This is a genomic window from Burkholderia perseverans, assembly GCF_022870505.1.
GTDB classification, from domain to species: Bacteria; Pseudomonadota; Gammaproteobacteria; order Burkholderiales; family Burkholderiaceae; genus Burkholderia; species Burkholderia plantarii.
This window is the reverse complement of the sequence record NZ_CP045093.1, coordinates 2,617,730-2,643,053: the sequence shown is the minus strand read 5'-3', so window position 1 is coordinate 2,643,053 and position 25,324 is coordinate 2,617,730. Positions and strand designations below refer to the sequence as shown.

The following is a 25,324-nucleotide window of genomic DNA, read 5'->3' as shown; positions in this document are numbered from 1 at the left end:
AACGCCTTGTCGCGCGCCTGTCGTCAAGCGTCCGCGCGTGCGTCAGGACAGATTCAGTGCCGAGTCAGGGCAGGCCGTCGCCGCCGCGCGCCGCCTCGCGCACGATCGCGGCCACGCGCTCGCGAAACCAGCGATGCACGCGGTCCGCGTCGCGCGATTCGTGCCAGTAGGCATGGATCGCGTAGGGCTTCACGCGCAGCGGCACCGGCTTGACGACGATCGGCAGCAGCCCCGTCATCCGCAGCGCGTAGGAACGCGGCAGCGTCAGCAGCAGGTCGCCGGCCGCCGCGATCTGGCAGGCGGCGAAGTAATGCTGGCAGGTCAGCTGGATGCGCCGGAACTTGCCGTCGGCGGCCAGCAGCACGTCGAGCGAGTTCGGCTCGCCGAGCGGCGAGACGCTCACGTGGCGCGCCGCGAAATAGTCGGCGCGGCGCAGCGGCCCGGCCGCGAGCGGATGAGCGCGGCGCAGCACCACCACCAGCGCATCGTCGGCCAGCTCGTCGCGCACCACGTGCGGGCCGGTCGGCACGCGCCGCTCGACCGCCAGATCGAGCTGGCCGCTGGCGAGTTCGCGGCCCACGTCGGCCAGCGCCACGCGCCGGCTCACCAGCGTGACGCGCGGCGCCTCCTGCGCGAGCCGCTCGACCAGTTGCGGCAGCGCGATCGATTCGAGCACGTCGCGCACTCCCACCACGAAGCGCTGCTCGACGGTGGCCGGCTCGAAGCTGGCCTGCGCGTGGACGGCGGCCTGCAGGCCCTTCAGGTGGCGCTGCACGTCGGCGATCACGGCGCGCGTGCGCTCGGTGGGCGTGACGCGGTTGCCCTGGCGCACGAACAGTGGATCGCCGAAGTGGCTGCGCAGCCGGTTCAGCGCGTGCGTGACGGCCGGCTGCGTCAGATGCAGCGCGCGCGCGGCCGCGCTGATGCCGCCGTGGACGTAGATCGCGTCGAGCACGCGGAACAGGTTCAGGTCGAGACGCAGGTCGGAGGTCACGGGCGAACGGCGCGCGAAGGCCGTGGAAGAAGGGATCCCGCATATTACTTCCGCTGATGACCCGACATGAAGAACATTCATTTCATCGATCGGACCGATCGGCGTAGGCTGGCGTGCATCTCATCCGGATCGACACCATGGACTTCACGCCCACCGACCGCAGCCAGGCACTTGCCGATCGCCTGACCCGCTTCATGCGCGACGAGATCGTGCCCGCCGAGGCCCGCTACGCGGCCGAGCTGACGGGCGGCGCGGACTGGCGGCGCTGGCGCCAGCCGGCCGTGATGGAAGCGCTGAAGGAAAAGGCCCGTGCGGCCGGCCTCTGGAACCTGTTCCTGCCGGAGACCGAACTCGGCGGCGCGGGCCTGACCAACGCCGAATACGCGCCGCTCGCCGAGATCATGGGCCACTCGTTCATCGCGCCCGAGGTGTTCAACTGCAGCGCGCCCGACACCGGCAACATGGAGGTGCTGGCGCGCTACGGCAGCGAGCAGCAGCAGCGCGACTGGCTCGCGCCGCTTCTCGCGGGCCAGATCCGTTCGGCGTTCTGCATGACCGAGCCGGACGTCGCCTCGTCGGACGCCACCAACATGCAGGCCACCGCCACGCTCGACGGCGACGGGATCGTGCTGAATGGGCGCAAGTGGTGGTCCACCGGGATCGGCCATCCGCACGCGCGCTTCGCGATCTTCATGGGCCTGACCGACGCGCAGGCCGAGCCGCATCGGCGCCATACGATGGTGATCTGCCCGCTCGACGCGCGCGGCGTGACGATCGAGCGGATGCTGCCGGCCTTCCATCACTACGACGAACCGTCGGGCCACGGCGAGGTGCGTTTCGAGCAGGTGCGCGTGCCGGCCGCGAACGTGATCCTCGGGCCGGGCCGCGGCTTCGAGATCGCGCAGGGGCGGCTCGGGCCGGGCCGCATCCACCATTGCATGCGCGCGCTCGGCGCCGCGGAACGCGCGCTGACGCTGCTATGCACGCGCGCCGCCGGGCGCCACGCGTTCGGCAAGCCGCTCGCGGCGCTCGGCGGCAACGCCGACGTCGTCGCGAACCTGCGCATCGCCATCGACCAGGCGCGGCTCCTGACGCTGAAGGCCGCCTGGACCATCGACACGCAGGGCGTGAAGGCCGCGCTGAGCCTGATCTCGCAGATCAAGGTGGCCGTGCCGGCCGTCGCGCAGCAGGCCGCCGACGCGGCGATCCAGATCCACGGCGGCGCCGGGGTGTCCGACGACGTGCCGTTGACGATGCTGTATGCCTACGCGCGCGTGCTGCGGCTCGCCGACGGGCCGGACGAGGTGCATCGCGGCGTGGTGGCGAAGCTCGAGATGAAGCGCCAGCTGGCCGGCGCGGCGGCCGGGGTGGCGCAATGAGCGCGCCGCTCGACACGGCACGCGAGGTGCGCGACGAGGACCGGCTCGACGCCGCGCGGCTCGATGCGTTCCTGAAGGCGCGGCTGCCCGGCCTGGCCGGCGAGCCGGCGATCCGCCAGTTCCATGGCGGCGCATCGAACCTGACCTACCTGATCGCCTATCCGGACCGCGAACTCGTGCTGCGCCGCCCGCCCGCCGGCGCGAAGGCCGGTTCCGCGCACGACATGCTGCGCGAGGCGGCCGTGATGGCGGCACTGAAGCCCGCCTATCCGCGCGTGCCGGCGATCGTCGCGCGCTGCGACGACACGGCCGTGCTCGGCACCGAGTTCTACGTGATGGAGCGCATCGCCGGCGTGATCCTGCGCCGCGACCTGCCGCCCGAACTCGGGCTCGACGCGGCGCTCGCGCGGCGCCTCTGCGAGCGCTTCGTCGATGGCCTGGTCGAGCTGCACGCGGTGGACGCCACCGCGCCGGCGCTGGCCGCGTTCGGCCGCGGCGAGGGCTACGTGGCGCGGCAGGTGGCCGGCTGGCGCGAGCGCTGGCAGCGCGCGCTGACCGACGGCACCGACGCCTGCGAGGACGTGACCGGCTGGCTCGACGCGAACCAGCCGCGCGACGGCCGGCGCTGCGTGATCCACAACGACTACCGTTTCGACAACGTGGTGCTCGATCCGGCCGACCCGCTGCACATCGTGGGCGTGCTCGACTGGGAGATGGCCACGCTCGGCGATCCGCTGATGGATCTCGGCGGCTCGCTCGCGTACTGGGTGCAGGCCGACGACGAGGCGCCGTTCCGCGCGATGCGGCGCCAGCCCACCCACGCGCGGGGCATGATGACGCGCGCCGAGGTGGTGGCGTACTACGGCGCGCGCACCGGCCTCGACGTGAGCGGTTTCGCGTTCTACGAGGTGTTCGGGCTGTTCCGTTTGATGGGCATCATCCAGCAGATCTACCGCCGCTACGTACTCGGGCAGACCACCAACCCGGCGTTCGCGGGCTTCGGCGACGCGGTGCGCTACCTGACCCGGCGCTGCCGCGCGCGCATCGAGCAGGGCGGGGGCCGCGCATGAGCGAGATCGTCCTGATCCGCCACGCCCAGGCCAGCTTCGAGGCGGCCGACTACGACCGCCTCTCGCCGCGCGGCGAGGCGCAGGCCGCGAAGCTCGGCGCCTGGATGGCCGCGCGCGGCGCGTGGCCTGCCGCGATCGTCACCGGCACGCTGCGCCGCCACGCGCAGACCGCCACGCTCTGCGCCGCCGCGGCCGGCTGCACCGACGCGCCGCTGCGCGTGCTGCCCGGCCTCGACGAACTCGACTCCGACGAACTGATCGCGCGCCATCGGCCCGAGCTGGCCGCGCGCGAGGCGCTGCTCGCCGAACTCGCGCGCGCGGCCGACCCGCGCCGCGCGTTCCAGGCGCTGTTCGCGGGCGCCGTGGCGCGCTGGACCTCGGGCACGGCCGATGCCGATTACGCGCTTGCATGGCCCGCGTTTCGCGCGAACGTCCACGCGGCCTGGGAGGCGATCGTGCGCGACGCCGGCGGGCGTGAGGCGGCCGGAGGCAGCGGGCGCGACGGCGGCGGCGAGACCTGGGTGGTCTCGTCGGGCGGCCCGATCGCGGTGATCGTCGCGGCGCTGGTCGGCGCCGATCCGGCGCGCACCTTCGACCTCGCCTGGCCGCTCGTCAACACCAGTGTGTCGCGCATCCGGGCCGGGCGGCGCGGCGCGCTGCTGGTTACCTACAACGCGTGGCCGCATCTCGACGCGGCGGCCGACGCCGCGCTCGTCACGCACCGGTGAGCGCGCGAGTTTTCCTGTTCATTCACAACGAGATTCGACACGATGACAGCCCCCAACCTGTTCGACCTGAGCGGCAAGATCGCGCTCGTCAGCGGCGCGAGCCGCGGCATCGGCGAGGAAGCCGCGCGCCTGCTCGCCGCGTTCGGCGCGCACGTGATCGTCGCGAGCCGGCGCCTGGACGACTGCCGGCGCGTGGCCGAGGCGATCACGGCCGACGGCGGCTCGGCCGAGGCCGCCGCCTGCCATATCGGCGAACTGGAGCAGATCGAGGCGCTCTACGCCGGCATCGACGCGCGCCACGGCCGGCTCGACGTGCTCGTCAACAACGCCGCCGCGAATCCGTACTACGGCCCGATCGTCGATACCGGCATCGACGCGTTCCAGAAGACCGTCGACGTCAACATCCGCGGCTACTTCTTCATGTCGACGCACGGCGTGCGCCGGATGAGCGCGAACGGCGGCGGCGCGATCGTCAACGTGGCCTCGGTGAACGGCGTGATCCCCGGCGACCAGCAGGGCATCTACTCGATCACGAAGGCCGCGGTGATCTCGATGACGAAGGCGTTCGCGATCGAATGCGCGGCCGGCGGCGTGCGCTGCAACGCGCTGCTGCCGGGGCTGACCGACACGAAGTTCGCCTCGGCGCTGACCCGCACGCCCGCGCTGCTCGAACGCGTGCTCGCCCACGTGCCGATGCGGCGCGTGGCGCAGCCGTCCGAGATGGCCGGCGCGATCCTGTTTCTCGCCTCGGCCGCGTCGAGCTACACCACGGGCGCCGTGCTCAACGTCGACGGCGGCTATCTGTCGGTATAGTGGCGACGCACGGCGCGGGCGCGCCGCAAGCTGCAATCAGCAACGCAATCGATAACAGAATCGACAACGCAATCGAATCGGGAGGAGCAGGGATGACGACGATCGGAACGCCGCGGCTCGCGGGCAAATGCGCGTTCATCACCGGCGCGACGGGCGGCCTCGGCAACGCGATGGCGCGGCGCATGGCCGAGCACGGCGCGAAGGTGTTCGTGACCGACGTGGCCGCGCGCGAGGACGCGCTCGCCGCGCTGGTGGCCGAACTCAACGACGCGGCCGGCGCGCGCGTGGCCTGGGCCGCCGAGCAGGACGTGCGCGACGACGCGCGCTGGCAGGCGCTCGCGGCCGAGGCCCATGCCGCGATGGGCGGGCTGTCGGTGCTCGTCAACAACGCCGGGGTGGGTTCGATCGGCAGCGTCGAGCAGATCGAGCAGAAGGAATGGCGGCGCGTGATGGACATCAACGTCGAGAGCATCATCCTCGGCGTGCGCCACGCGCTGCCGTTCCTGCGCGAGAGCCAGCCGGCCTCGATCATCAACGTGTCGTCGGTGGCCGCGTTCAAGCACGAGCCCGAGTACACGGCCTACAACGCGTCGAAGGCGGCGGTGGCCTCGCTGACCAAGTCGATCGCCGTCGACTGTGCGCGCAAGCAGACCGGCGTGCGCTGCAATTCGCTGCATCCGTCGTTCATTCGCACCGGCATCGTCGAGCCGTTCTTCCAGCAGCTCGGCGAGCGCGACGCCACGCGCCGGCTGGTGCGCGGCGTGCCGATGGGGCGCCTCGGCGAGCCCGACGACGTGGCCTACGCCGCGCTCTATCTGGCCAGCGACGAGAGCCGCTACGTGACGGGCGCCGAACTCGTGATCGACGGCGGGCTGTGCGCGATGTGAGGCACGCCCGCCGCGCAGCGCGCGTCGCGCGCCGAACCATCCGATCCGCATTCCAGTGAACTCCGAGGAGCCAGCATGTCCGAAACCGTGAACCGCCAGTTGCGCCTGAAGGCGCGCCCCGACACGCGCGTGGGCGCCGAACATTTCTCGCTGGTCGAGACGCCGCTGCCCGAGCTGGGCGAGGGCGAGGTGCGGGTCCGCGTGCTGTACCTGTCGATGGACCCGACCAACCGCGTCTGGATGAGCGACATTCCGCAGTACCTGCCGCCGGTGGCGATCGGCGAGACCATGCGCGCGCTCGGCATCGGCCGCGTGAGCGCCTCGCGCAGCGACAAGTTCGCGGTGGGCGACCTGGTGCAGGGGCTGGTGGGCTGGCAGGACTACGCGCACGTGGCCGCCGACGAAGTGCCGAAGCTGCTGAAGCTGCCCGCCGAATCGGGGCTGCCGCTGCCGACGCTGCTCGGCGCCTGCGGCATGAGCGGGCTGACCGCCTACTACGGGCTGACCGAGATCGCGCCGGTGCAGCCGGGCGAGACGCTGGTGGTGTCGGCGGCGGCGGGCTCGGTGGGCTCGATCGCCGGGCAGATCGGCAAGATCCACGGCGCGCGCGTGGTGGGGATCGCGGGCGGCGAGGAGAAGTGCCGCTACCTGACCGGGACGCTCGGCTTCGACGCGGCCGTCGACTACAAGGCGCCCGACTGGAAGACGGCGCTGAAGGCCGCGACGCCCGACGGCGTCCATGTGAACTTCGAGAACGTGGGCGGCGAGGTGATGCGCGCGGTGCTGTCGCGGATGGTGATCGGCGGGCGCGTGGCGCTGTGCGGCGTGATCTCGAACTACAACAACGGCGGCCGGGCCGGCGACGATTTCGGCGTGCTGATCTCGAAGCGGCTGACCATGCGCGGCTTCCTGATCCTCGATTACCGCAAGAACCGCGAGGCCGTGCAGCAGCTGGCGGGATGGCTGCGCGACGGCCGCCTGAAGGCCGAGGAAACCGTGGCCGAGGGGCTCGAGAACGCGCCGGAGGTGCTGAACCGGCTGTTCGACGGCAGCCATCGCGGCAAGCTCGTGCTGCGCGTGGCCGAAGACGCCTGAGGGTGACGCGCGGCGGCGCCGCCGCGCTGGATCAGTGATAGACCGTGGTGGACGACTGCAGCTTCGTCAGCGTGCCGTGCTGCAGCCGGAACCAGCCTTGCGGGCCTTGCATCACCACCTCGTCGCCCTGCCAGAACACGCGCCGCACGGCGAGGCGCCGGCCCGCGCGCTGCACTAGCGGCGGCCGGCGGCGCAGGTCGTACAGCACCGGGCCGGCGTCGGTCTGCACCAGCAGGCGCGTGACGCCGTCGGCGCTTTCCGAAGGGGCGTCGAAGTGGACGAGTGTGCCTGCGCCGAAGCGATCGAACGGCGCGCCGCCGCAGCTTGCCACGAAGTCGTGCTCGACGCGCTGGAATTGCAGGCTGCCGCACGGCGCCGCGAACGGGCCGGGCGCGCTGCTCTGGGCTAGCGCGGCGGGCGGAAACAGGGTGGCCGCCGTGGCGGCGAGGGCCGCGAGCGCGGCGGGGAAAAAGCGTGTCATGTCGTTCCGGTCCGGACGCGGCGCGCGCGTCACCGGTCCCGAGTCATTAAGCCTGGCTCATCGGGTCCGACTCATCGGGCTCATCGGTGCAGCCCTGCCGTGCGTCACGCGCGTGCTATTGCAGTTGCCTGCTTGCGGCCGTTGAGGATCATGGCCGCGCAGATCACGACGATCGACAGCATGAACACCGCGAAAAAGCCTTCGAGCGCGATCGCGCCGTTGAACGCCGCCGGTGCCTTGGCGCGCACGATCGTGTTGCAGAGCCCGTGCTCCCCGCAGAGCGAGATCGAGCCGGTGGCCAGGTTGCGCACCACATCGTAGCCGAAATAAGCAGCCGCGGCGGCCGGCACGGCCAGCAACACGAACGAGAACAGGCGGCGCCCGCCGCGCGCGCGCAGCTTGCCGGTCCCGACCGGCCGCGCGCGCGGCCGCGTGAGCGCGCGGTGCAGCGGCATGAAGCTCTTGTAGGTGACGAGGCAGAAACCGAGGCCGAGCACGCCGTGGGCCGCGGCGAACACCGCGATCGTGGTGACGTCGCCCCACTGCTGGGCCGTGCGCATATCCAGCAGCACGCCCCACAGCAGCGTGAGCCAGATCACGACGCCGAAAATGCCGACGTCGACCAACAGGCAATAGGTCAAGACGCGATTGTTCATGCCGCTGTCCCCGAGGCGATATTTGTCTTGGTCAATCGATTTGTGGCGATACGATGCGATAGTTCGCCATGCATTGTCAACCGCGCCGAACCGCGCCGTGAAAGCCCGCGCGGGGCGCGGGGGCGGATTGGCAGCGCGATGCCGCGGATCGGTTTTTTGACTGGAATGTCGGTGGTTTCGTGATGATCGCGCGGCTGGCGGATTGCCGTTTTGCTGCGTTGCGGGTTGAGTGCGGACGGCGTAGCCGCGCGTCGATGCCGTTGGCCGGCCGTAATCGTCGTGATGGCGGCAATGGCCGTGACGACCGAAGCCGCCCGGCCATCGCGCCGTTGTCGTCAGCGCGTTTCGCGCAGCGGCCGGAACATCGCGCGGATCTCCTCCACCAGCAGCGCCGGTTGTTCCAGCGCCGCGAAGTGCCCGCCGCGCGGCATCGCGGTCCAGCGCTGCACGTCGAACACGCGTTCGAGCCACGAGCGCGGCGGCGTCGGCAGTTCGCGCGGAAACGCGGCCATGCCGAGCGGCGGGATCACGCGCTCCGGCGTGTCGAACGCGAGCGGGCGCGCGCGGTTCTCCTTGTAGATGCGAAACGAGGCGTCGAGCATGCCGCCGAACCAGTAGATCGAGATGTCGGTCAGCAGTGCATCGAGCGTGAAGACGCGTTCGAGGTCGCCGTCGCAATCGCTCCAGGCGCGGAATTTCTCGACGATCCAGGCCGCGAGGCCGAGCGGCGAATCCGTCATCGCATAGGCCAGCGTCTGCGGTTTGGTGCCTTGCTCGGCCGCGTAGGCGCCCTCGCTGGCCGACCACGCGGCGGCGGTATCGAGGTAGGCCTGCTCGGTGCCCGTCACGGGCGGCAGGCCGGCGCCGAGCGGCGGCCGGTAGCTGCCGGGAATGTAATTCAGGTGCAGGCCGATCAGCTGCTCGGGAAAGCGGCGCGCGAGCCACATCGAGACCGCCGCGCCGATGTCGCCGCCCTGCGCGGCGAAGCGTTGATAGCCGAGCCCCTGCATCAGCGCGCGCCACAGGCCGGCCACGCCCCATGCGCCCATGCCGGGGCCGGCCGGCGGCGCGGAAAAGCCGAAGCCGGGCAGCGACGGCACCACCACATGGAACGCGTCGGCCGCGTCGCCGCCGTGCGCGGCGGGGTCCGCCAGCATCGGGATCACGTGCTCCATCTCGACGAACGAGCCGGGCCAGCCGTGCGTGAGCACCAGCGGCAGCGGCGCCGGCCCGCTGCCGCGCTGGTGGATGAAATGGAGGTCGAGGCCGTCGACGCTGGCCAGATAGTGGGGCAGGCGGTTCAGCCGCGCTTCCTGCGCGCGCCAGTCGAAGCGGTGCAGCCAGTGGTCGGCCAGCCGCCGCATGAACGCGAGGCTCGCGCCGTCGTCCCAGCGCTCGGCATCGAGCGCGGCGGGCAGGCGCGTGGCGCGCAGGCGCTGGTGCAGGTCGTCGAGCTGCGCTTGCGGGATGTCGATCCGGAAGGCTCGCGGGGTCATGGGGGCGCTCCGTGTCTCGTCGCGGTTTCGGGGTCACGGCATGGCGGACGGCTGCCGAGGCCGGGGTGGCAAGTCATGGTAGCCGAACGCGCGCATCCCGGCCCGCGTTTGTTCGCCGTCGGCTCGCGCGCGCATGAAAGTCCTGGGGCCGGCATGACGGGTTTCTCTGCCGAGCCGGAAGGTGATGCGATATTGAATTCGCTATCCTGATCGATGTCAGCCGGGATCACCGCGAAGCTCGCCGGCAGAACGCATTACACCGCCGCCGACGGATCCGTCAGACTCGACGTGCTCAGATCCGCCGACATCGTTTCGCTCGGCGCCCCCGGCAGCGACAGCACGCAGTTCTGCTCGCACTGCCACACGACCGCGGCGTCGTAGCCGCACAGCGTCGGGTCCGCGCACGGGAACCCGTCCGGCGCGCAGGTGTAGTCGTGCGTATTGGTCTGCGCCACCTTCCAGGCCCAGATGCGGCCATCGCAGGGCGGCTGCACGCCGGCGAGAATCGACGCCATCGCGCCGGCCAGGCCGTGCGAGCAGTAGATCCCCGGCTGATAGCCGGCGGCGTTCACGGCCGTCACCCACGCGGTGAGATAGTCCTTCGAGTCGGCGCCGAGCGCGCTGCCATCCTCCCAGTCGATGAACACGTAGCTGCGCGCGGGAAAGCCTTCGTCCTGCATCAACTTGACGGCGGCCAGCCCGTCCGTGCTGCCCTGTCCGCCGTTCACGTCGTGCGAGCCCGGGCCGATGGTCTGCTGGCCGAGGAAGATCGGCAGCAGGCCCCAGCCCTGCGCGACCAGCGCGGCGCGGTTGCCCATCCAGCTCCGGTCGCCGTGGCTGGGCGCCGGCGCGAGGTAGTAGCCGCACCAGGCAAGGTTGGTGTTGGACTTGAGCCACTGGAGCTGCGCGAGCCCCGGGAACTGGTCGGTGTCGAATCCCGCATGGAAGCTCATCGTGTGTTCTCCTGATTTGATTAGTAAAACGAAATGACTGCCTGAAAGCCGCACCGGCGGATTCAGCCTCGGTGCCCGTGGATCGACGGCGGAGGCACCCCGGCGGCAGGCGCCGGCCCCGCCGCTAGACGAAGCGCGCGAGCGTGGGCGCCGCGCTGGTGAGGCTGTGCATCACGGCCACCACGGCGTTGTGCGCGGCGGCCTCGTCGATCGCCTGTTCGGCGAGCAGCACGTTGCGCAGCGCGTCCTGATACTGGCTCGCGAGCAGTTGCGCCTCGTCGCTCGTCATCTCCTGTTCGTGCTCGGCGATGTACTGCGCGGCGGCGGTCAGTTCCGCGATGTGGGGCGGGGCGCTTTCGGCAACCGCGTCCCAGGCGCCCGCGAGGCTGGTGCGTGCCGCGTGGGTGGCGTCGTCGAGGGCGGTGTTCCAGGTGGTGGTCATGGGGGGATTTCCTGGCAGGGTCAGCGGGCCGGCGCGCCGTTCTTCAGCGCCAGCTCATAGGTGGTGAGGGTGGAAAGCTGCGCGTTCAGCAGCTGCAGCTCGGCGGCGAGGAACGGCGCGTCGAGCGTGTTCTGCTGGCGATGCAGGCGGCGCAGGCGGTCGATCTGGTCGCCGAGGCGGTTGAGCGTCGCGCCGATGTCCTGGTTCGAGCGGCCGGCGGCGGCGCCGATCCGGATCCGCAGCTCGGCCAGCTCCGCCTCGATCGTGGCGTAGAAGCCGGCGTCGTAGGGAATCGCGGCGCCGCCGTCCTCGGCCCGGATGCGCCAGGCGATCACGCGGGAATCGAGGTCGCGCGTCAGCGTCTCGATCTGCTGGTCGGCGCGCACGTCGTAGACGATCGGGCTGCATCCGCCCGCGATCGCGCAACCCAGGACGAGACAAAAGGGGGCATGCCGTTTCATGGTCGTTCGCTCGGTAAAAGACATATCACCGAGCCCAGTCTAGGGACCATCGATATTCAGGTCTTGAACGAATCGATTGTCCTCGGGCATTTTTCGCGAATGCGCCGCATGAAAGGCTGTCGAAATAAGCGCGTTTGCCAATAAGCGGGGTTCTACCTGGCAAAGGCCGTGCCGCTCGGCGGTTTTGCACCGTGCGCGACAGCGAAATCCGCCGGTGCCGGCCGAATCAAAAAGGGTCGGCGGCACGGGCTGCCCAGGTCGACGGCGCCGCCGTTCGGGGCGCGGATCAATTAATTTCGCGCTAAATCATCACATCCGACGAATCCCTGCGCTGCCGAAACCGCATTTTCGTGGCGGCGACGCGTTTCCGCGCGAATTCCCGGTTCGCCATATCCATTGGTTTCTTCAAGCTTTGCCGGGGCTCAATTCATAGACTTTGCCCCAAGACATCGCCGGAACGAAAATTCGCCGCGTGTCGATTTCTTCGCCGATATCGGTGAATCCATTCCGACTTACACAAGGAGCTGCAAATGGCATTTCCCACCTCCGTGAACGATCAAATCACCGATTCGGTCACGCAAGCCAACACGAAAGTGCTGGGCGACGCGCCGGCCATGGCGATGGGCAACCTCTACCAGGCCACGGCCCAGGCGCTCGCGAACGCCGCGCACAACGCGACCAACGCGCAGCAGCAGAGCTACGTGACCTCGCAGTCGTCCACGACGATGGGCGTGGCCACGCTCTACGCGATCGACACGGCGACCGACGGCGTCGCCACGACGCAGATCCTGAAGACCGGCGTGAAGGGCCTCGGCTGATTCGCCGGCATCTTTGTCACCAACGCTTAATCCAGGAGACCACACATGGCCTTTCCCACCGCAGTCAACAGCCAGATCACCGATTCGGTCACGCAAGCCAACACGAAAGTGCTCGGCGACGCCCCCGCGATCGCCATGGGCAACCTGTTCCAGGCCACGGCCCAGGCGCTCGCGAACGCCGCGCACAACGCCACCAACGCGCAGCAGCAGAGCTACGTGACGTCCCAGGCGGCCACCACGATGGGCGTCGCGACGCTCTACGCGATCGACACGGCCACCGACGGCATCGCCACCTCGAAGATCCTCAACAGCTGAGTAGCGCCGCTGCCGTTCTCACCCAACTGAAAGGAGTCACACCATGGCATTCCCGACCGCCGTCAACGACCAGATCACCGATTCGGTCACGCAGGCGAACACCAAGGTGCTGGGCGATGCGCCCGCGATCGCGATGGGCAACCTGTTCCAGGCCACGGCCCAGGCGCTCGCCAACGCCGCGCACAACGCCACCAACGCGCAGCAGCAGAGCTACGTGACGGCCCAGGCGGCCACCACGATGGGCGTGTCGACGCTGTACTCGCTCGACACGGCCAGCACCGGCGTGGCGACGACGAAGATCCTCGGCAGCTGAGTAGTCCCGCAGTCGTATCCACCCAACTGAAGAAAGGAGTCAAACCATGGCATTTCCGACCGCCGTCAACGACCAGATCACCGATTCGATCACCCAGGCCAACACCAAGGTGCTGGGCGATGCGCCGGCCATCGCGATGGGCAACCTGTTCCAGGCCACGGCGCAGGCGCTCGCCAACGCCGCGCACAACGCCACCAACGCTCAGCAGCAGAGCTACGTGACGGCGCAGACGGCCACCACGATGGGCGTCGCGACGCTGTACTCGATCGATACGGCCAGCACCGGTGTGGCGACGACGAAGATCCTCAACTCGTAACGCCTAGCGCCTACCAGGAGACGTCTTCATGGCCTTCCCGACCACCGTCAACGATCAGATCACCGATTCGGTCACCCAGTCCAACGTGCAGGTGCTGGGCGTTGCCGCCAGCATCGCGATGGGCAATCTCTACCAGGCCACGGCGCAGGCACTGGCCAACGCCGCGCACAACGCGACCATGGCGCAGCAGCAGATGTACGTGACCGCGCAGGCCGCGACGACCATGGGCGTCTCGCTGCTGTATTCGCTGGACACGAGTGCGACCGGCATGGCGACGGCGAAGGTTCTCGCCGCCTGATCCCGGCCCACCCCTTCTTTTGAAACGGAGCAATCACGATGGCTTTTCCTACCGCAGTCAACAGCCAGATCACCGATTCGGTTTCCCAGGCCAATACCGAGGTCGTGGGCACCGCGCCGGCGGTCGCCATGGGCAACCTGTTCGTCGCCACCGGCCAGGCGCTGTCGAACGCCGCGCACAACGCGACCAACAACCAGAACCAGTCCTACGTGACGATGCAGGCCGGCACCACGCAGGCGATCTCGACGCTGCTGGGCGTGGATACGGCCACCACGGGAGTCGTCTCGCAGCAGATCCTCGGCCTGGTCTGACGCCCGCGGGGCGCCATGCAAGGTCCCGGCCCGGCCATGACATCGACCGGCGGATGATGCCGCGATCATGAGCATCGCCGAACCGGACGGGCTGCCGATCGCGCTGGCGCCTTCCGCCGCCATGGGGATGACTTACCTCGCCATGGCCGACAGCATCGCGCTGGCGATGGCCAACGCCGTCGCCAGCCAGCAGCGCGGGCAGGTGCTGGGCGAGGCGGCGCTGGCGCAGGTGCTCGCGAAGATACTGGCGTCGGCCTCGGGCGGGCAGTCGTCGTGATGGATCAACCTCATTGAATGGAATCGAACATGAGCAACGTGCCTGATACGGTCAACAGTCAGATCATCGATGCCAACGCCAGCATCGTTACGCTCGCCACCGGGCAGGCGCCGGCACAGGCGTTCGGCATGCTGGACGCGGTGCTGCTGGAAACGCTCGGCATCGCGATGTACAACGCGGTCAACCGGCAGCAGGGCTCCGGCATGATGAGCGCGGCCGCCGTCACGACGGCCTGCGCGAAGATGCTGAGCGTGCCGTTCGACCTCAAGCCGGCGCCGCCGCCGGCCGCCGAGCCGCCGCCGGGCATCGAGCCGCTGCCCGGCCCGCCCGCGCCGACCGATCCCGCCGCCGTGGTGGCCGCGGCCAACGCGCAGGCGCAGGCCGCGCTGGCCACGCTGCAGACCCAGGCGCAGCTGGCGCAGATCACGGCCTCCCAGGCACAGCAGGACATGCAGAACCTGTCGACCAAGCTGCAGGGCGGCACGTCGTCCGCCTCCACCTCGACGAGCCAGTCGAGCTCGTTGAGCACCTCGGCGTCGACCGGTACCTCGAGTTCCGCGAGCCTGTCGACGTCGCTGAGCACCTCGGCCTCGACGGGCACCTCGACGTCGTCGAGCACGTCGACGACGAGCGGGACCTGAGAAGCCGGTCCGGCCCGAACCGACAATCGTCCGGCAATGGCGCGACATACACGCCGGCGCCGAATTCGTCATCGCAGTGATGCCGCGGCCCGGCTGAAGTCCGGCGCGATGCCCACGCTACGGAGTTATCGATGAGTACCCCGAATGTGAATCCTCAAGTGGTCGATGTGATCAACCAGTCGCAGCTGGCGACGATGAGCCCGCAGGTGGTGCTCACGAGCGGCGCCGGCAAGGCCTACCAGGCGGTCGCGCAATCGTCGGCGATCGCGATCCAGGACGCCACCGACGCGCTGCGCAACATCGCCACGATCGCCACCACGGCGGCCGGCGTGGCCATGGCGCAGCTGCTCGCCACCGGCGACGCGAAATACGTCACGGTGCTGGAACAGGCGCAGTCGCTGGTCGCCGCCGCATCGAACGATTTCGGCCAGATCAGCAGCACCGCGGCGGCGCTGCTCAAAGAATTCCCCGCAGGCTGATCGACGACGGAGACGTTTCCATGACGCTGCATATCGCTGCGAGCCAAATCCAGCAGCCCTCCCGGCTGTCCGCTTCGGCGCGCTCCTGTTTGAGCCTGATCGACGGCGGAGTCCAGTGGCTGCAATGGGCGATCCAGTCGCCGGGGCAGCATTTCAGGCTGCCCGATGAAACCCAGATGCTGTGCGCCGTGCAGCAGGGCCTGCATGGCGATCCGTTGTGCCTGCTGCCGGTGTCGGAGCTGCTGGTGAGTCCCGCCAAGCTGATGACGATGGACGGCAACGACCTGCAGACGCTGACCAGCGTCGAGGCGCAGGGCAAGGCCAGGCCCGACCCGGTGCTGGAGAACCAGCTGGCGAGCCTGCTGGTGCGGCACAAGCTGGTGCGCCGCGCCGACCTCGCGGCGCTGCCGACCTGGCTCGGCCAGCTCGGCATCGACACGAGCCCGGTATTCCAGTGCCTGTCGCTCGACGACGCCGGCGCGCTGGTCGAACTGATGCGCACCGTACCGAGCAGCACCAGCGCCGACGCGAACGAGGCGCCGAGCACGCCGGCCGAGACGCAGGCTTCGGCCGCGTTCGCCGCCGCCGAGGCACGCACGCCGATGGAGTTCGTCGACTACATGCGCTTCCACCAGGTGCTGTCGGCCCGCAACCTCGCGGCGCAGGCGCAGGCGCTGCTGCACGCCACGCTGCCCGAGCTGTTCGGCAGCCTGGAGGGACCGCAGCTGCGCGGCCTGCCGACGCCCGACACGGTCGTGCAGGTGGTGCGCGACTGGTACGCGCAATCGCGCCAGCTCGGCTTCTCGCGGCTCTCGCTCGGCGCGCTGCGCATGATCCAGCGCACCGGCTATCCGGGCGGCAGCGAGCCCGACGTGCGGACCGCGCTCTGGCGCTACACCACGGCGGCGCAGATCCTGCTGTCGTCGGTCACCAGCGTGTCCGCGCGGATGGGGCAGGACGGCCGAACCTGTTCCTACGAGCTGCGCCGCGGCACGCAGGGCGCGGTGCTGTGCCTCGACAAGCACGGCGTGATCTCGCTCGACGATTTCGTCGCCGACACCTCGCCCGGCGCGGTGTCGGGCGGGTCGTCGGGTGCATCGGGCGCATCGGGTGCGCCCGGCACGACGCCGGCGCCCGGCGGCAAGAGCGCCGACAAGAGCGGCGGCACGCAATCGAAAACGACCCCGTCGTCGCGCGCGCCGCTCGACGATCTCGCGCTCGGGTACGCAGCATGACTCTCTCCTTGTTCCGAAAGGCCACCATGACCAAAGCCAGTTCCTCCAGTCAGAAGCCATCGGCGGCAACGCAGGCCGCCACGGCACCGGCCGCGAAGTCGCCACCGGCCGCCGCGCCGGCTTCGTCGGCAGCTTCGTCGTCGGCTTCGACCGTGCCGCCGCCGCCATCGTCGTCGCTGCCACCGCCGTCCGCATTGCCTTCGTCTTCGAGCGATGCGACGGCGGCCTCGGCCCCCGCCGCGCCCGCCACCTCGGCGCCGGCCGCCGTGCCCGATCCGTATGCCGCCGTCGCGGCGGCGACCCAGCAGGCGCAGGCCGCGGTCGACGATGCGCAGCAGCTGGTCGAGTCGAACATCCGGCAGTACGAGAGCGCCATGGCGCAGGCGATGCAGACCGCCCAGCAGCAGATCGCGAGCGCGATGCAGATGACCGAGCAGCAGCTCACGCAGGTGACGCAGAACCTCGCGTCGAACGCGGCGAACGCGGCGGGCGGGGTATCGGCCGCGGTGGCGGCCACGCAAGGCAGCGATCAGAGCGTGCAGAACGCGGTGGCGGGTACCGCGGGTTCGGGGGCGGGTTCGGGCAAAAGCGGCCGGAACTGAGGCGCGCCCAAGGTCGCGGCGGCGCGTGCAGCGTCGTCGTGCTCGCGGGAAGCCGGGTCGGCGTAACGTGTGCCACGCAACGCCGACCCGGCCGCCGCGCGAACGCCGAGCCGTGCGGCACCGGCGGCCCGAGCGGCCGCCCGGAGCGGGCGCGGACGTAACACTCCGATCACCGGCGCACGCCAGCGATCTGATTGTCTTGGTAGTTGCCGCCTTGCGAGCGTGATCGGCATCGTTGTCCGCGTTCGCATGGCCTGGCCGGAGCTGCCGTTCGAGGTGAGAGAGATCGGACGGAATCAAATGAATCATGCCGACGTCGTCGCGTGAACTGTTCTGCACTCCGGAACGTTGCGGTGCGATCGGCACGAAGCGTGTTACGGGGCCATATGATGAAGACGCAGCTTGAGTACGAGAGACCAAGGCAGATCATTTCGGAGACGAATGCGATGTTGCCTCTGCCGACCACGGACGAACTGGAATCCCTGTGGCGAGAATCGGTCGCGCGGGGCGGGGACAACGGCGCGTTCCTGTCCACGCTGCTGGGCAACGTGAAGAGCTGGCTGCCGGTCAGCGAGATCATGCTGAACCTGGAGCAGGGCGGCGCCGGCAGCAGCTGGGCGCCGCCCTGCTCGACGGTCGCGCAGCCGCCGCTGTGCTGGTCGGCCACCGGCATGGCCTGCGGCGCCGGCACGCTCGCCGAGCGCACCGCCGAGACGCTCGTGCTGCGCTTCGCCGGCCGCCGGCTCGGCACGCTGCAGCTGTTCTGGCTGCCGGGCGCGGGCACCGATGCGCACACCTCGGCGCTGGTCGCCGAGCTGGTGCGGCGCCTGCGCTGGGTGGTGCTGCGGCACACGTTTCAGGCGGCGAACCTCGGACCGATGGCGCGCTCCACGCTGTGGGTGGGCGCGGGCCGCGCGATCCAGCGCTTCACCGAGCATCTCGAGGTGGCCGTGCGCAGCCATTTCCCGGTCTACCTCGCCGGCGAGTTCGGCACCGACCCGAGTTCGGTGGCGGGCGCGCTGCATGTGTTTCGCTGCGGCGTCGACGCGCCGTTCGTCGAGATCCGCGGCGCGCACCCCGAAGGCTCGCCGGCAGAATGGTTCGCGCGCGCCAAGGGCGGCACGCTCTACATCAACGGCATCCAGGACATGGACCCGGCGCTGCTGTGCGAGCTGCCCGGCTATCTGCCGTCGCGGCTCGGCCAGTGGGCCAGTTCGCCCGCCAAGGGGGAGGCCTGCCATCTGGTCTCGTCGGGGCTCGCGCGCGCCGAGCAGCTGATGGGCTCGCCGGCGCTGCCGCGCGCGCTGATGGCCGAGCTCAGTCTCGTCGAACTCCACGTGCCGCCGCTGCGCGCGCGCATCGACGATCTGCGCGCGCTGTTCTCGCACGTCTGCCAGTGCGTCGGCCATGACATCGAGCTGCATTGCGACGACGACGCGTGGCAGTCGCTCGAGCGCCGCGCCTGGCCGGAAAACCAGCTCGAACTGACGCGGCTGGCCGCGCAGCTGGCGCTGTCGGTGCAGGACCGCAGCGTGCGGCTCAGCGACCTCGCGCCGGCGGCCGCGCCGGTCGCCGCGATCGATCGCGCGCGCGGCCTGGCGGCGCCGGCCCCGTTGCTGCCGGCGCCGGCCGCGCCCGACGCGGCGCCGCTCGCGGACGTCGCGAGCCCGGATGCCGCGTCGGGCGGGAGTGGCGAGAGCGAGGAGAGTACCGACCCGCGCGCGCTGCCGCGCACGCCTTCGTCGTGGGCGCAGTACGTGCTGCAGACCGAGCACGGCGCGGGCGGCGAGGCGGAGGCGATGCTGCCGCGGGCGCTGGTGCGCGCGCTGCGCCATCTCGCGGCGCACTACTGCGATCCGCTGACCCAGCCCGATCTCGCGTCCGCCGCCTGTACCAGCGCCTCGCATCTCACCGCGCTGTTCCGGCGCCATCTCGGCGTGAACTTCAAGACCCTGCTCCAGCACATGCGGGTGCAGCGCGCGCGCGACCTGCTCTGCGAATCGCGGATGGTGCGTGTATCCGACGTCGCGATCCGGCTCGGCTTCGCCGACCTGAGCCACTTCGAGCGCTGCTTCAAGCGCATCACCGGCTGCAGCCCGCGCGAATACCGGATGCGGTTCGCGCCGTGACGGAGCGAGGCGCGCGCCCGGCCGTCAGCCGCGCGCGTGCGTATCGAACACGCGGGCCAGCCGCCGCGTGGCGTGATCGGTCTCGGCCTCGCTCAGGCCGGAGAAGCCGAGCAGCAGCCGCGGCACGGCCGGCGCGCGCAGATGCATCGGCGAGACCGGCGTGACGACGACGCCGGCGGCCAGCGCCGCGCGCGCGAGTGCGCGGTCGTCGTGCCAGGTGCCGGTGCCGGCGGCGCTCAGATGCACGCCCTGGCGCGGCACCGGCGCCACCAGATGTGCGGCCAGCCGTGCGGCGAGACAGTCGGCGAGGAAGTCGCGCGCACTCCGGTGGCTTTCGCGCAGCCGGCGCAGATGAGCGGGGAAATAGCCTTCGTTGAGGAAGTCGGCCACCACCCGCTGGGGCAGCGGCGGCGCGAACCGGTCGATGATCGGGCGCACGGCGCGGAAGGCCGGCACCAGGTCGTCCGGCACCACCAGGTAGCCCACGCGCAGGCCGGGCAGCAGCGCCTTGCTGAACGAGCCCGTGTAGATCACGCGGCCGTTCGCGTCGAGCCCCTGCAGCGAGGTGATCGAATGGCCCTCGTAGCGGAATTCGCTGTCGTAGTCGTCTTCGATGATCCAACTGCCGTGGCGCTGCGCGAACGCCAGCAGCTGGAGCCGGCGCGCGAGCGGCAGCGCGGCGCCGGTGGGGTACTGATGCGACGGCGTGACGAAGACCAGCGCGGGCGGCGTGCCGCGGTACGCGTCGAGCGCCGCAGTGCGGATGCCGTCGTCGTCCACCGGTATGCCCACCAGCCGCGCGCCGTTGAGCACCAGCGCCTGGCGCGCGGGCGGATAACAGGGGTCCTCCACCAGCGCGGTGTCGCCCGGCGTGAGCAGCGTGCGGATCGCGAGATCCATGGCCTGCTGGGTGCCGGCGGTGATGAAGATCTGCGCCGACGTGCAGCACACGCCGCGCGAGGCGCTCAGATACGCGGCCACGGCCTCGCGCAGCGCGGGCTCGCCCTGCGGATCGCGATAGCCGTCGCGCGCGTAGTCGAGATGCCGGTGCGCGAGCCGCTTCAGCAGGTTCGCGGTGCGCGCGTCGTGCGTGACGCGCCCGGTCGCGAACGCGATCTGCGCCGGGAACGCCGTCTCCAGCCGTCGGGCCAGTCGCGCCGCCGCGGAAACCGTGCGCGGGCCGCCCGCCGAGGCCGCGGCGCGCAGCTTGCCGCCGCGGATCGGCAGCGCCGGCAGATCGGCGGCGACATAGGTGCCCGAGCCGTGCCGCCCGAGCGCGTAGCCTTCCGCGATCAGCATCTCGTAGGCCTCGGTGATCACGCCGCGCGAGATGCCCCATTCCAGCGCCGCGGTGCGCGTGGCGGGCAGGCGATGGCCCGGGCGCAGCACGCCGCCGACGATGCCGTCGCGCAGGTGCAGATAGAGCTGCCGCACCGCCGGCACGGGCGACGCGTCATCGAGGGCGGGAGCGAAGCCGGCCGCCGCGCTTTCGCGCCGACGCGGCGAGCGCGGGTTCGAAGTGGTTCGCATCGGCATGAGAAAGTGGCTCTGGATTATGGAAAATTCATCGATATTATCAAACCACTTCCTGCCCACCGGTTCGTTTGCCGTCGCCCGCCATGCGCCGATTCGCTGCCTTCCTGCTGTTCTCCGCCACGCTGCTCGCGGCCTCCGGCTACGGTGCCACGTTCCTGCTGTCCGGCTACTACCGCGTGCGCGGCGGCGGCGATCTCGACACCGGCGCCACGCTTGGCGCGGCGATGCTCGGCACCTTCGTCGGCGTGCCGCTGGTCGGCTGGTTCTCGGCGCGCTTCGACGCCGCGCGCATGAGCGCGCTGGCCTGTTGCGCGATCGCGGCCGGCTTCGCGTGGCTCGCCGGCACGGCGGGCCTCGCGCGCGGCGTGTCGCTGGCGGCCGGGCTGCTGATCGGGCTCGGCTGGGGCATGTTCTATCTCGGCGCGCCGCTGGCGCTCTCGGAGCGCATCGCCGACCACGAGCGCGCGCGCTGGTTCTCGCACTTCGGCGCGTTCCAGATGGCCGGCATCGGCGGCAGCCCGGTGGCGCTGCAGCTCGCCGTCCAGCAGGCCGGCCTGCCGATGGACTTCGCTTTCCGGCTGGTCGGCGCCGGCTGCCTGCTGGCCGCCGCGGCGCTGTGGCGGTTCGGCCTGCACGCGCCGCATGCGCCGCGCTCGCGGGCGGTACGCGCCTGGCTGCGCCCGCTTGCCGTGATCGCGCGCGGCGCCGCGCTGCGCCCGATTCTGATGGCGGGCTGCGGGGCCTGCGTGTTCTCGGGACTGCTGACGTTCCAGTCCTCGCTGGTGGCCGGCACCGCCGCGCCGGCGGCCGTCTTCTATGCCGTCAATGCCTGCACGGTGGTGGCGGCGAGGCTGCTGCTCGGCCGCGTGCTGGCCTCGCTGCCGCCGCGGCCGCTGGCGGCCGGGCTGCTGGTCGCGATGGCGCTCGGCGTTGCCGCCATGTTCGCGGTGGCCGTGCATCCGGCGTTCCAGATCGTCTCGGCGATGCTGGTCGGCGTCGGCTACGGGCTCGTCTATTCGCTGATCCAGACGCGCGCCGTCAACGACGCGCCGGCCGCGTTCCGGCATGCGGCGCTGACCTGGTTCGTGCTGTCCTATTTCGTCGGCGTGTTCGGCTTTCCGGTACTGGGCGCGTGGCTGCTGGTCCACTGCGGACGCGGGGCGCTGCTGGGCGTGCTGCTGCTGGCCGCGCTGCTCGAACTGTCGATCCTGCTCGCGGGCGCGCGCGGCGATGGCGCGCCGCATGCGTCGCACGCCGCCCGGCGCCGGCACGCGGCAGGGCGGATCGCTTCGGCCGTGCCGGCCGGGGCGGCGCCCGACGAGCGCGGGCGCGGCTGATCGCCCGCATCGCGTCCGGATCGTTGTCACCGCATGGAGTCCCGAGTCATGCCGCAACCGAACCGTTTCGTCCGTCCCGACCTTGCCGCCTTTCTGGCTGCGCTGGCCAGCCGGCCCGGCGCGACGCTGCATCATCCCGAGGTGGCCGTGGCGCGCGCCGACTATGCCGCGTCGAAGGCGTCGACCGAGCTGCCGGTCGGCGAACTCGCCACATGGACCTGAGCGTACCCGGCGGCGCGGGCCACGTCGCGGCGCGCCTGTTCGACGCGAGGCACGAGCGTGCGCCCGGGCCGCTCGTGCTGTTCTTCCATGGCGGCGGTTTCGTGATCGGCGATCTGGCCAGCCACGCGAGCCTTTGCGCGCAGATCTCGCGATCGCTCGATCGGCCGGTGCTGGCCGTCGATTACCGGCTCGCGCCGGAGCATCCGTGGCCGGCCGCGCCCGACGACTGCGAGGCGGTGGCGCGATGGGCCGCGTGCGGGCCGGCCGTGCTCGGGCGCGGGGTCACGTCGCTGGTGGCGTGCGGCGACAGCGCCGGCGGCAACCTCGCGATCGTCACGGCCATGAGCCTGCGCGACCGGCCGGCGGCGGTGCCGGTGGTTGCCCAGTTCGTGTTGTATCCGCTGGCCGACGCGGAGCGCGACACGCCATCGGCGCGGCGGTTCGCGCACGGTTATCTGCTCACGCGCGAGAGCCTCGCCTATTCGGCCGGCGCCTATCGCGCCGATGCCGCCGACCTCCGCCATGCGCCGATGCGAGGCGAGCTTGCCGGGATGCCGGCGGCGGTGGTCGCGACCGCCGGCGTCGATCCGATTCGCGACCAGGGGCGTGCCTACGCCGCGGCGCTGGCGCTGGCGCTGGCCGGCGTACCGGCGGTGTTCCAGGAGGCGGCCGGCAATATCCACGGATTCGCGACGCTCAGGCGCGCGATCGGTTCGTCGGTCGACGATCTGGCGCAGGCGCTCGCGGCCGCGAAGGCGACCGTTGCCGGGCACGCACCACGTCGATCCGCCGGTTCGTTGCGCATGCAACGACACAGGCCACGGGCCGGAGCGCGGCATCGCTTCGAATGCGGCCGGTACGGTACGGGCGCGCGCCGCCTGTCGTGGCCGGGCACGGCAGGTCGAGGAAGCCGGGCCGGTGCGGCGGCGGCCGGGACCCCCGCGCCTACGCGTCGGCCACCTTGATCACGACCTTGCCGAACGGGCCGCGCGCCAGGTGCTCGAAGGCCTGCACGGCCTCGTCGAAGCGATAGACGCGATCGATGACGGGCCGGATCCGGTGCGCGTCGAGAAACGCGTTCATGCGCTCGAATGCGCTGCGCGGCGCCACCGCGATGCCGCGGATCGTGGTCTGGCGAAAGATCAGCGGCATCAGGTCCAGCGCGCTGCGCTGCCCGGTGAGGAAGCCGACCTGCGCGATCACGCCCTGCACGCGCGTGGCGGCCACCGAGCGGTTGATGCCGTCGCCGCCCGCCACGTCGATCGTGACGTCGGCGCCAAGGCCGCCCGTCAGCGCCAGCACCTCGCGCTCCCAGTCGGGATGCGTGCGGTAGTTGACGCCCTCGATCGCGGCCCCGCCCGCCAGCGCCTTCACGCGCGCCAGGTTCTCGTCCCGGCTGGAGGTGACGATCACGCGCGCGCCGTGCGCGGCGGCGATCTGCGCCGCGAAGATCGAGACGCCGCCGGTGCCCTGCACCAGCACCGTCTGCCCCGGCTGGAGACGGCCCACGTCCATCAGCGAATACCACGCCGTCAGCGCGGCGATCGGCAGCGTCGCGGCTTCCTCGTCGCTCATCGAGGCGGGCGCGGCCACCGCGCTTTCCTCGTGAATGATCATGTATTCGGCGAGGCCGCCCGGCAGCGGCATGCCGAGGCAGTGGTCGGGCTCGTCGGGGCCGGGCGCGCCGTCGATCCAGCGCGAATAGAGCGTGGAGTTCACGCGCTCGCCGACCCGGAAGCGCGTCACGCCAGCGCCCACCGCCACCACCGTGCCTGCCGCGTCGGAGACGGGGATCAGCGGCTTCGGCACGCGCTGCGGCTCGTAGATGCCGTCGACGATCGCCTTGTCGCGAAAGTTCAGCGACACCGCGCCAACCTTCACCAGCAGTTCGCCCGGCCGTGGAACGGGCGTGTCGACCTCGCCCGGTTGCAGATGGGACAGACCGAAATCCTTCAGGAGCCATGCCTTCATGTCGTACCTCGTGTGTGCGGAACGGCGGATGCCATCGCTGCCGACGAGTGTAATTTCGGCTTGGCGGTTCAGTTAGTGGTTAAAATTCCGCACATTCGATCCCCTGATTCCGGAATTGAGCGATGGACGACCGTTTTGACGGCATTCGCGAGTTCGTGGCCGCGATCGACCACGGCAGCTTCACGGCCGCCGCCGAGACGCTCGGCGTCACCGGCTCGGCCGTCGGCAAGAGCATCTCGCGGCTGGAGGCGCGGCTCGGCACGCAGCTGCTGCACCGGACCACGCGCCGCATCGACCTGACCGGTGCCGGCGAGACGTTCCTGCAGGGCTGCCGGCGCGTCCTCGAGGAACTCGAGCAGACCGAGGCGCTGCTGGCCACCGGCCGCGAGCAGCCGGTCGGCCGGCTGCGCGTGGACCTGCCCACCACCTTCGGCCGGCGCCATGTGGTGCCGGTGCTGCTCGGGCTGACGCGGCGCTTTCCGCGGCTCGACCTGTCGGTCACGATGCAGGATCGCGTGGTGGACCTGCTCGGCGAGGGCGTCGATCTCGCGGTGAGGATCGGCGCGCTCGACGCGCATGCGGACCTGGTCGCGCGCAAGCTCGGCGAGCAGCGGCTCGTGATCTGCGGCACGCCCGCCTATCTGGCGCGGCGCGGGGTGCCGGCGAGCCGCGAGGACCTGCGCGCCCATGATTGCCTGATCGGCTGGCGGCGCAGCGCGCGGTCGGGCTGGCTGCTGGCGGACCCGGCCAGGGACGCCGGCGAGGCGGCCGAAGCCGGCTACTTCGACGTGCGGGCGCGGCACGAACTGCCCGACGGCGACGCGCTGCTGCACGCCTGCCTCGAAGGCTGCGGGCTCGCGCAGCTGCCGGGCTGGCTCGCGCGCGACGCGCTGGGCGCGGGGACGCTGCACGAGGTGCTGCCCGAGCTGTCGACGACGATGCCGATTCACGCGGTCTGGCAGAAGACGCGGCATCTGCAGCCGAAGGTCAGGGTCGCGGTCGATGAGCTGACGCGGGCGGCGCAGGCGGCGCGGGCGGTGTTCTGGCCTTGAGCTCGGGTAGCGTGCCG

Annotated in this window: 32 protein-coding genes; 22 read left to right on the top strand and 10 right to left on the bottom strand. The window is 70.9% G+C overall.

Annotation, left to right across the window (positions count from 1 at the left end; genetic code table 11):
• Window positions 1-64: 64 nt before the first annotated feature.
• Window positions 65-994, bottom strand: a complete 930-nt coding sequence (locus BpN12_RS10915; protein ID WP_246792598.1) for a LysR family transcriptional regulator — start codon at window positions 992-994, stop codon at window positions 65-67.
• Window positions 995-1,131: 137 nt separating this feature from the next.
• Here BpN12_RS10915 and BpN12_RS10910 point away from each other — a divergent pair, with 137 nt between their 5' ends.
• From BpN12_RS10910 to BpN12_RS10885, 6 genes are all read left to right on the top strand, one after another.
• Window positions 1,132-2,373, top strand: coding sequence for an acyl-CoA dehydrogenase family protein (locus BpN12_RS10910; RefSeq protein ID WP_246792597.1), 1,242 nt, complete (start codon window positions 1,132-1,134; stop codon window positions 2,371-2,373).
• Window positions 2,370-3,443, top strand: a complete 1,074-nt coding sequence (locus BpN12_RS10905; protein WP_246792595.1) for a phosphotransferase family protein — start codon at window positions 2,370-2,372, stop codon at window positions 3,441-3,443. Before BpN12_RS10910 ends, BpN12_RS10905 begins: the two co-directional genes overlap by 4 nt.
• A complete protein-coding gene (locus BpN12_RS10900; RefSeq protein ID WP_246792593.1) occupies window positions 3,440-4,171 on the top strand; it encodes a histidine phosphatase family protein in 732 nt (243 codons plus the stop codon). The genes BpN12_RS10905 and BpN12_RS10900 overlap by 4 nt, the downstream gene beginning before the upstream one ends.
• A gap of 42 nt (window positions 4,172-4,213) precedes the next feature.
• Complete coding sequence (locus BpN12_RS10895) at window positions 4,214-4,984, top strand: SDR family oxidoreductase (RefSeq protein ID WP_246792591.1); 771 nt, start codon at window positions 4,214-4,216, stop codon at window positions 4,982-4,984.
• 92 nt (window positions 4,985-5,076) lie between these two features.
• Window positions 5,077-5,871 carry an SDR family oxidoreductase gene (locus tag BpN12_RS10890; protein WP_246792590.1) on the top strand — a complete coding sequence of 265 codons (795 nt, stop codon included), beginning with the start codon at window positions 5,077-5,079 and terminating at the stop codon, window positions 5,869-5,871.
• A gap of 75 nt (window positions 5,872-5,946) precedes the next feature.
• Window positions 5,947-6,966, top strand: coding sequence for an NADP-dependent oxidoreductase (locus BpN12_RS10885; protein WP_246792589.1), 1,020 nt, complete (start codon window positions 5,947-5,949; stop codon window positions 6,964-6,966).
• Between the two features lie 31 nt (window positions 6,967-6,997).
• Here BpN12_RS10885 and BpN12_RS10880 read toward each other — a convergent pair whose 3' ends face one another.
• From BpN12_RS10880 to BpN12_RS10855, 6 genes are all read right to left on the bottom strand, one after another.
• On the bottom strand, window positions 6,998-7,447 hold the full coding sequence (locus BpN12_RS10880) for a hypothetical protein (protein ID WP_246792588.1): 450 nt from the start codon (window positions 7,445-7,447) through the stop codon (window positions 6,998-7,000).
• Between the two features lie 104 nt (window positions 7,448-7,551).
• Entirely contained in the window at window positions 7,552-8,103 is a 552-nt protein-coding gene (locus BpN12_RS10875) for a hypothetical protein (protein WP_246792587.1), read from the bottom strand.
• Between the two features lie 335 nt (window positions 8,104-8,438).
• Window positions 8,439-9,599 (bottom strand): epoxide hydrolase family protein, encoded by a 1,161-nt coding sequence (locus tag BpN12_RS10870; protein WP_246792586.1) that lies wholly within the window; start codon window positions 9,597-9,599, stop codon window positions 8,439-8,441.
• Between the two features lie 254 nt (window positions 9,600-9,853).
• Window positions 9,854-10,552 (bottom strand): glycoside hydrolase domain-containing protein, encoded by a 699-nt coding sequence (locus tag BpN12_RS10865; RefSeq protein ID WP_246792584.1) that lies wholly within the window; start codon window positions 10,550-10,552, stop codon window positions 9,854-9,856.
• Window positions 10,553-10,676: 124 nt separating this feature from the next.
• Window positions 10,677-10,994 (bottom strand): hypothetical protein, encoded by a 318-nt coding sequence (locus tag BpN12_RS10860; protein WP_246792582.1) that lies wholly within the window; start codon window positions 10,992-10,994, stop codon window positions 10,677-10,679.
• A 20-nt stretch (window positions 10,995-11,014) separates the two neighbouring features.
• Window positions 11,015-11,455, bottom strand: coding sequence for a hypothetical protein (locus BpN12_RS10855; RefSeq protein ID WP_246792579.1), 441 nt, complete (start codon window positions 11,453-11,455; stop codon window positions 11,015-11,017).
• Between the two features lie 530 nt (window positions 11,456-11,985).
• Between BpN12_RS10855 and BpN12_RS10850 the strand changes: the two genes are divergently transcribed.
• The 10 genes from BpN12_RS10850 to BpN12_RS10805 all read left to right on the top strand — a co-directional run bounded on the left by BpN12_RS10850 (window position 11,986) and on the right by BpN12_RS10805 (window position 16,458).
• Window positions 11,986-12,273 (top strand): RebB family R body protein, encoded by a 288-nt coding sequence (locus tag BpN12_RS10850; protein WP_246792577.1) that lies wholly within the window; start codon window positions 11,986-11,988, stop codon window positions 12,271-12,273.
• A 45-nt stretch (window positions 12,274-12,318) separates the two neighbouring features.
• Window positions 12,319-12,588 carry a RebB family R body protein gene (locus BpN12_RS10845; RefSeq protein WP_246792576.1) on the top strand — a complete coding sequence of 90 codons (270 nt, stop codon included), beginning with the start codon at window positions 12,319-12,321 and terminating at the stop codon, window positions 12,586-12,588.
• Window positions 12,589-12,631: 43 nt separating this feature from the next.
• On the top strand, window positions 12,632-12,901 hold the full coding sequence (locus tag BpN12_RS10840; RefSeq protein WP_246792575.1) for a RebB family R body protein: 270 nt from the start codon (window positions 12,632-12,634) through the stop codon (window positions 12,899-12,901).
• 46 nt (window positions 12,902-12,947) lie between these two features.
• Window positions 12,948-13,217, top strand: a complete 270-nt coding sequence (locus BpN12_RS10835) for a RebB family R body protein (protein ID WP_246792573.1) — start codon at window positions 12,948-12,950, stop codon at window positions 13,215-13,217.
• Window positions 13,218-13,245: 28 nt separating this feature from the next.
• Window positions 13,246-13,515 (top strand): RebB family R body protein, encoded by a 270-nt coding sequence (locus tag BpN12_RS10830; RefSeq protein WP_198256973.1) that lies wholly within the window; start codon window positions 13,246-13,248, stop codon window positions 13,513-13,515.
• A 38-nt stretch (window positions 13,516-13,553) separates the two neighbouring features.
• Entirely contained in the window at window positions 13,554-13,826 is a 273-nt protein-coding gene (locus BpN12_RS10825; protein ID WP_246792571.1) for a RebB family R body protein, read from the top strand.
• Between the two features lie 67 nt (window positions 13,827-13,893).
• On the top strand, window positions 13,894-14,103 hold the full coding sequence (locus BpN12_RS10820) for a RebB family R body protein (RefSeq protein WP_246792570.1): 210 nt from the start codon (window positions 13,894-13,896) through the stop codon (window positions 14,101-14,103).
• Between the two features lie 29 nt (window positions 14,104-14,132).
• Entirely contained in the window at window positions 14,133-14,744 is a 612-nt protein-coding gene (locus tag BpN12_RS10815; protein WP_246792568.1) for a RebB family R body protein, read from the top strand.
• Window positions 14,745-14,875: 131 nt separating this feature from the next.
• On the top strand, window positions 14,876-15,223 hold the full coding sequence (locus BpN12_RS10810) for a hypothetical protein (protein ID WP_198256977.1): 348 nt from the start codon (window positions 14,876-14,878) through the stop codon (window positions 15,221-15,223).
• 20 nt (window positions 15,224-15,243) lie between these two features.
• On the top strand, window positions 15,244-16,458 hold the full coding sequence (locus BpN12_RS10805) for a hypothetical protein (RefSeq protein ID WP_246792565.1): 1,215 nt from the start codon (window positions 15,244-15,246) through the stop codon (window positions 16,456-16,458).
• 49 nt (window positions 16,459-16,507) lie between these two features.
• On the opposite strand, the gene BpN12_RS10800 is transcribed toward BpN12_RS10805, so the two are convergent.
• On the bottom strand, window positions 16,508-16,708 hold the full coding sequence (locus tag BpN12_RS10800; RefSeq protein ID WP_246792563.1) for a hypothetical protein: 201 nt from the start codon (window positions 16,706-16,708) through the stop codon (window positions 16,508-16,510).
• A 16-nt stretch (window positions 16,709-16,724) separates the two neighbouring features.
• On the opposite strand from BpN12_RS10800, the gene BpN12_RS10795 reads away from it, so the two are divergent.
• Together BpN12_RS10795 and BpN12_RS10790 are read left to right on the top strand one after the other, a co-directional pair.
• Entirely contained in the window at window positions 16,725-17,060 is a 336-nt protein-coding gene (locus BpN12_RS10795; RefSeq protein ID WP_246792560.1) for a hypothetical protein, read from the top strand.
• Window positions 17,061-17,506: 446 nt separating this feature from the next.
• Window positions 17,507-19,189, top strand: a complete 1,683-nt coding sequence (locus BpN12_RS10790; RefSeq protein ID WP_246792558.1) for a helix-turn-helix domain-containing protein — start codon at window positions 17,507-17,509, stop codon at window positions 19,187-19,189.
• A 24-nt stretch (window positions 19,190-19,213) separates the two neighbouring features.
• Here the strand turns inward: BpN12_RS10790 and pdxR are convergent, their stop codons facing one another.
• Complete coding sequence (gene pdxR, locus BpN12_RS10785) at window positions 19,214-20,725, bottom strand: MocR-like pyridoxine biosynthesis transcription factor PdxR (protein WP_246792556.1); 1,512 nt, start codon at window positions 20,723-20,725, stop codon at window positions 19,214-19,216.
• 83 nt (window positions 20,726-20,808) lie between these two features.
• Here pdxR and BpN12_RS10780 point away from each other — a divergent pair, with 83 nt between their 5' ends.
• The 3 genes from BpN12_RS10780 to BpN12_RS10770 are packed head-to-tail and all read left to right on the top strand — an operon-like array spanning window position 20,809 to window position 23,249.
• Window positions 20,809-22,062 carry an MFS transporter gene (locus BpN12_RS10780; protein ID WP_246792554.1) on the top strand — a complete coding sequence of 418 codons (1,254 nt, stop codon included), beginning with the start codon at window positions 20,809-20,811 and terminating at the stop codon, window positions 22,060-22,062.
• Window positions 22,063-22,110: 48 nt separating this feature from the next.
• A complete protein-coding gene (locus BpN12_RS10775) occupies window positions 22,111-22,284 on the top strand; it encodes a hypothetical protein (RefSeq protein WP_246792553.1) in 174 nt (57 codons plus the stop codon).
• Complete coding sequence (locus BpN12_RS10770; RefSeq protein ID WP_246792552.1) at window positions 22,275-23,249, top strand: alpha/beta hydrolase; 975 nt, start codon at window positions 22,275-22,277, stop codon at window positions 23,247-23,249. Before BpN12_RS10775 ends, BpN12_RS10770 begins: the two co-directional genes overlap by 10 nt.
• Here BpN12_RS10770 and BpN12_RS10765 read toward each other — a convergent pair.
• Window positions 23,230-24,255: a zinc-dependent alcohol dehydrogenase family protein gene (locus BpN12_RS10765; RefSeq protein ID WP_246792550.1), complete on the bottom strand. Its 1,026-nt coding sequence runs from the start codon at window positions 24,253-24,255 to the stop codon at window positions 23,230-23,232. The two genes, BpN12_RS10770 and BpN12_RS10765, sit on opposite strands and share 20 nt — an antisense overlap.
• Window positions 24,256-24,377: 122 nt before the next feature.
• Here BpN12_RS10765 and BpN12_RS10760 point away from each other — a divergent pair, with 122 nt between their 5' ends.
• Window positions 24,378-25,307 (top strand): LysR family transcriptional regulator, encoded by a 930-nt coding sequence (locus BpN12_RS10760; RefSeq protein WP_246792548.1) that lies wholly within the window; start codon window positions 24,378-24,380, stop codon window positions 25,305-25,307.
• The last annotated feature ends 17 nt before the right edge of the window (window positions 25,308-25,324 follow it).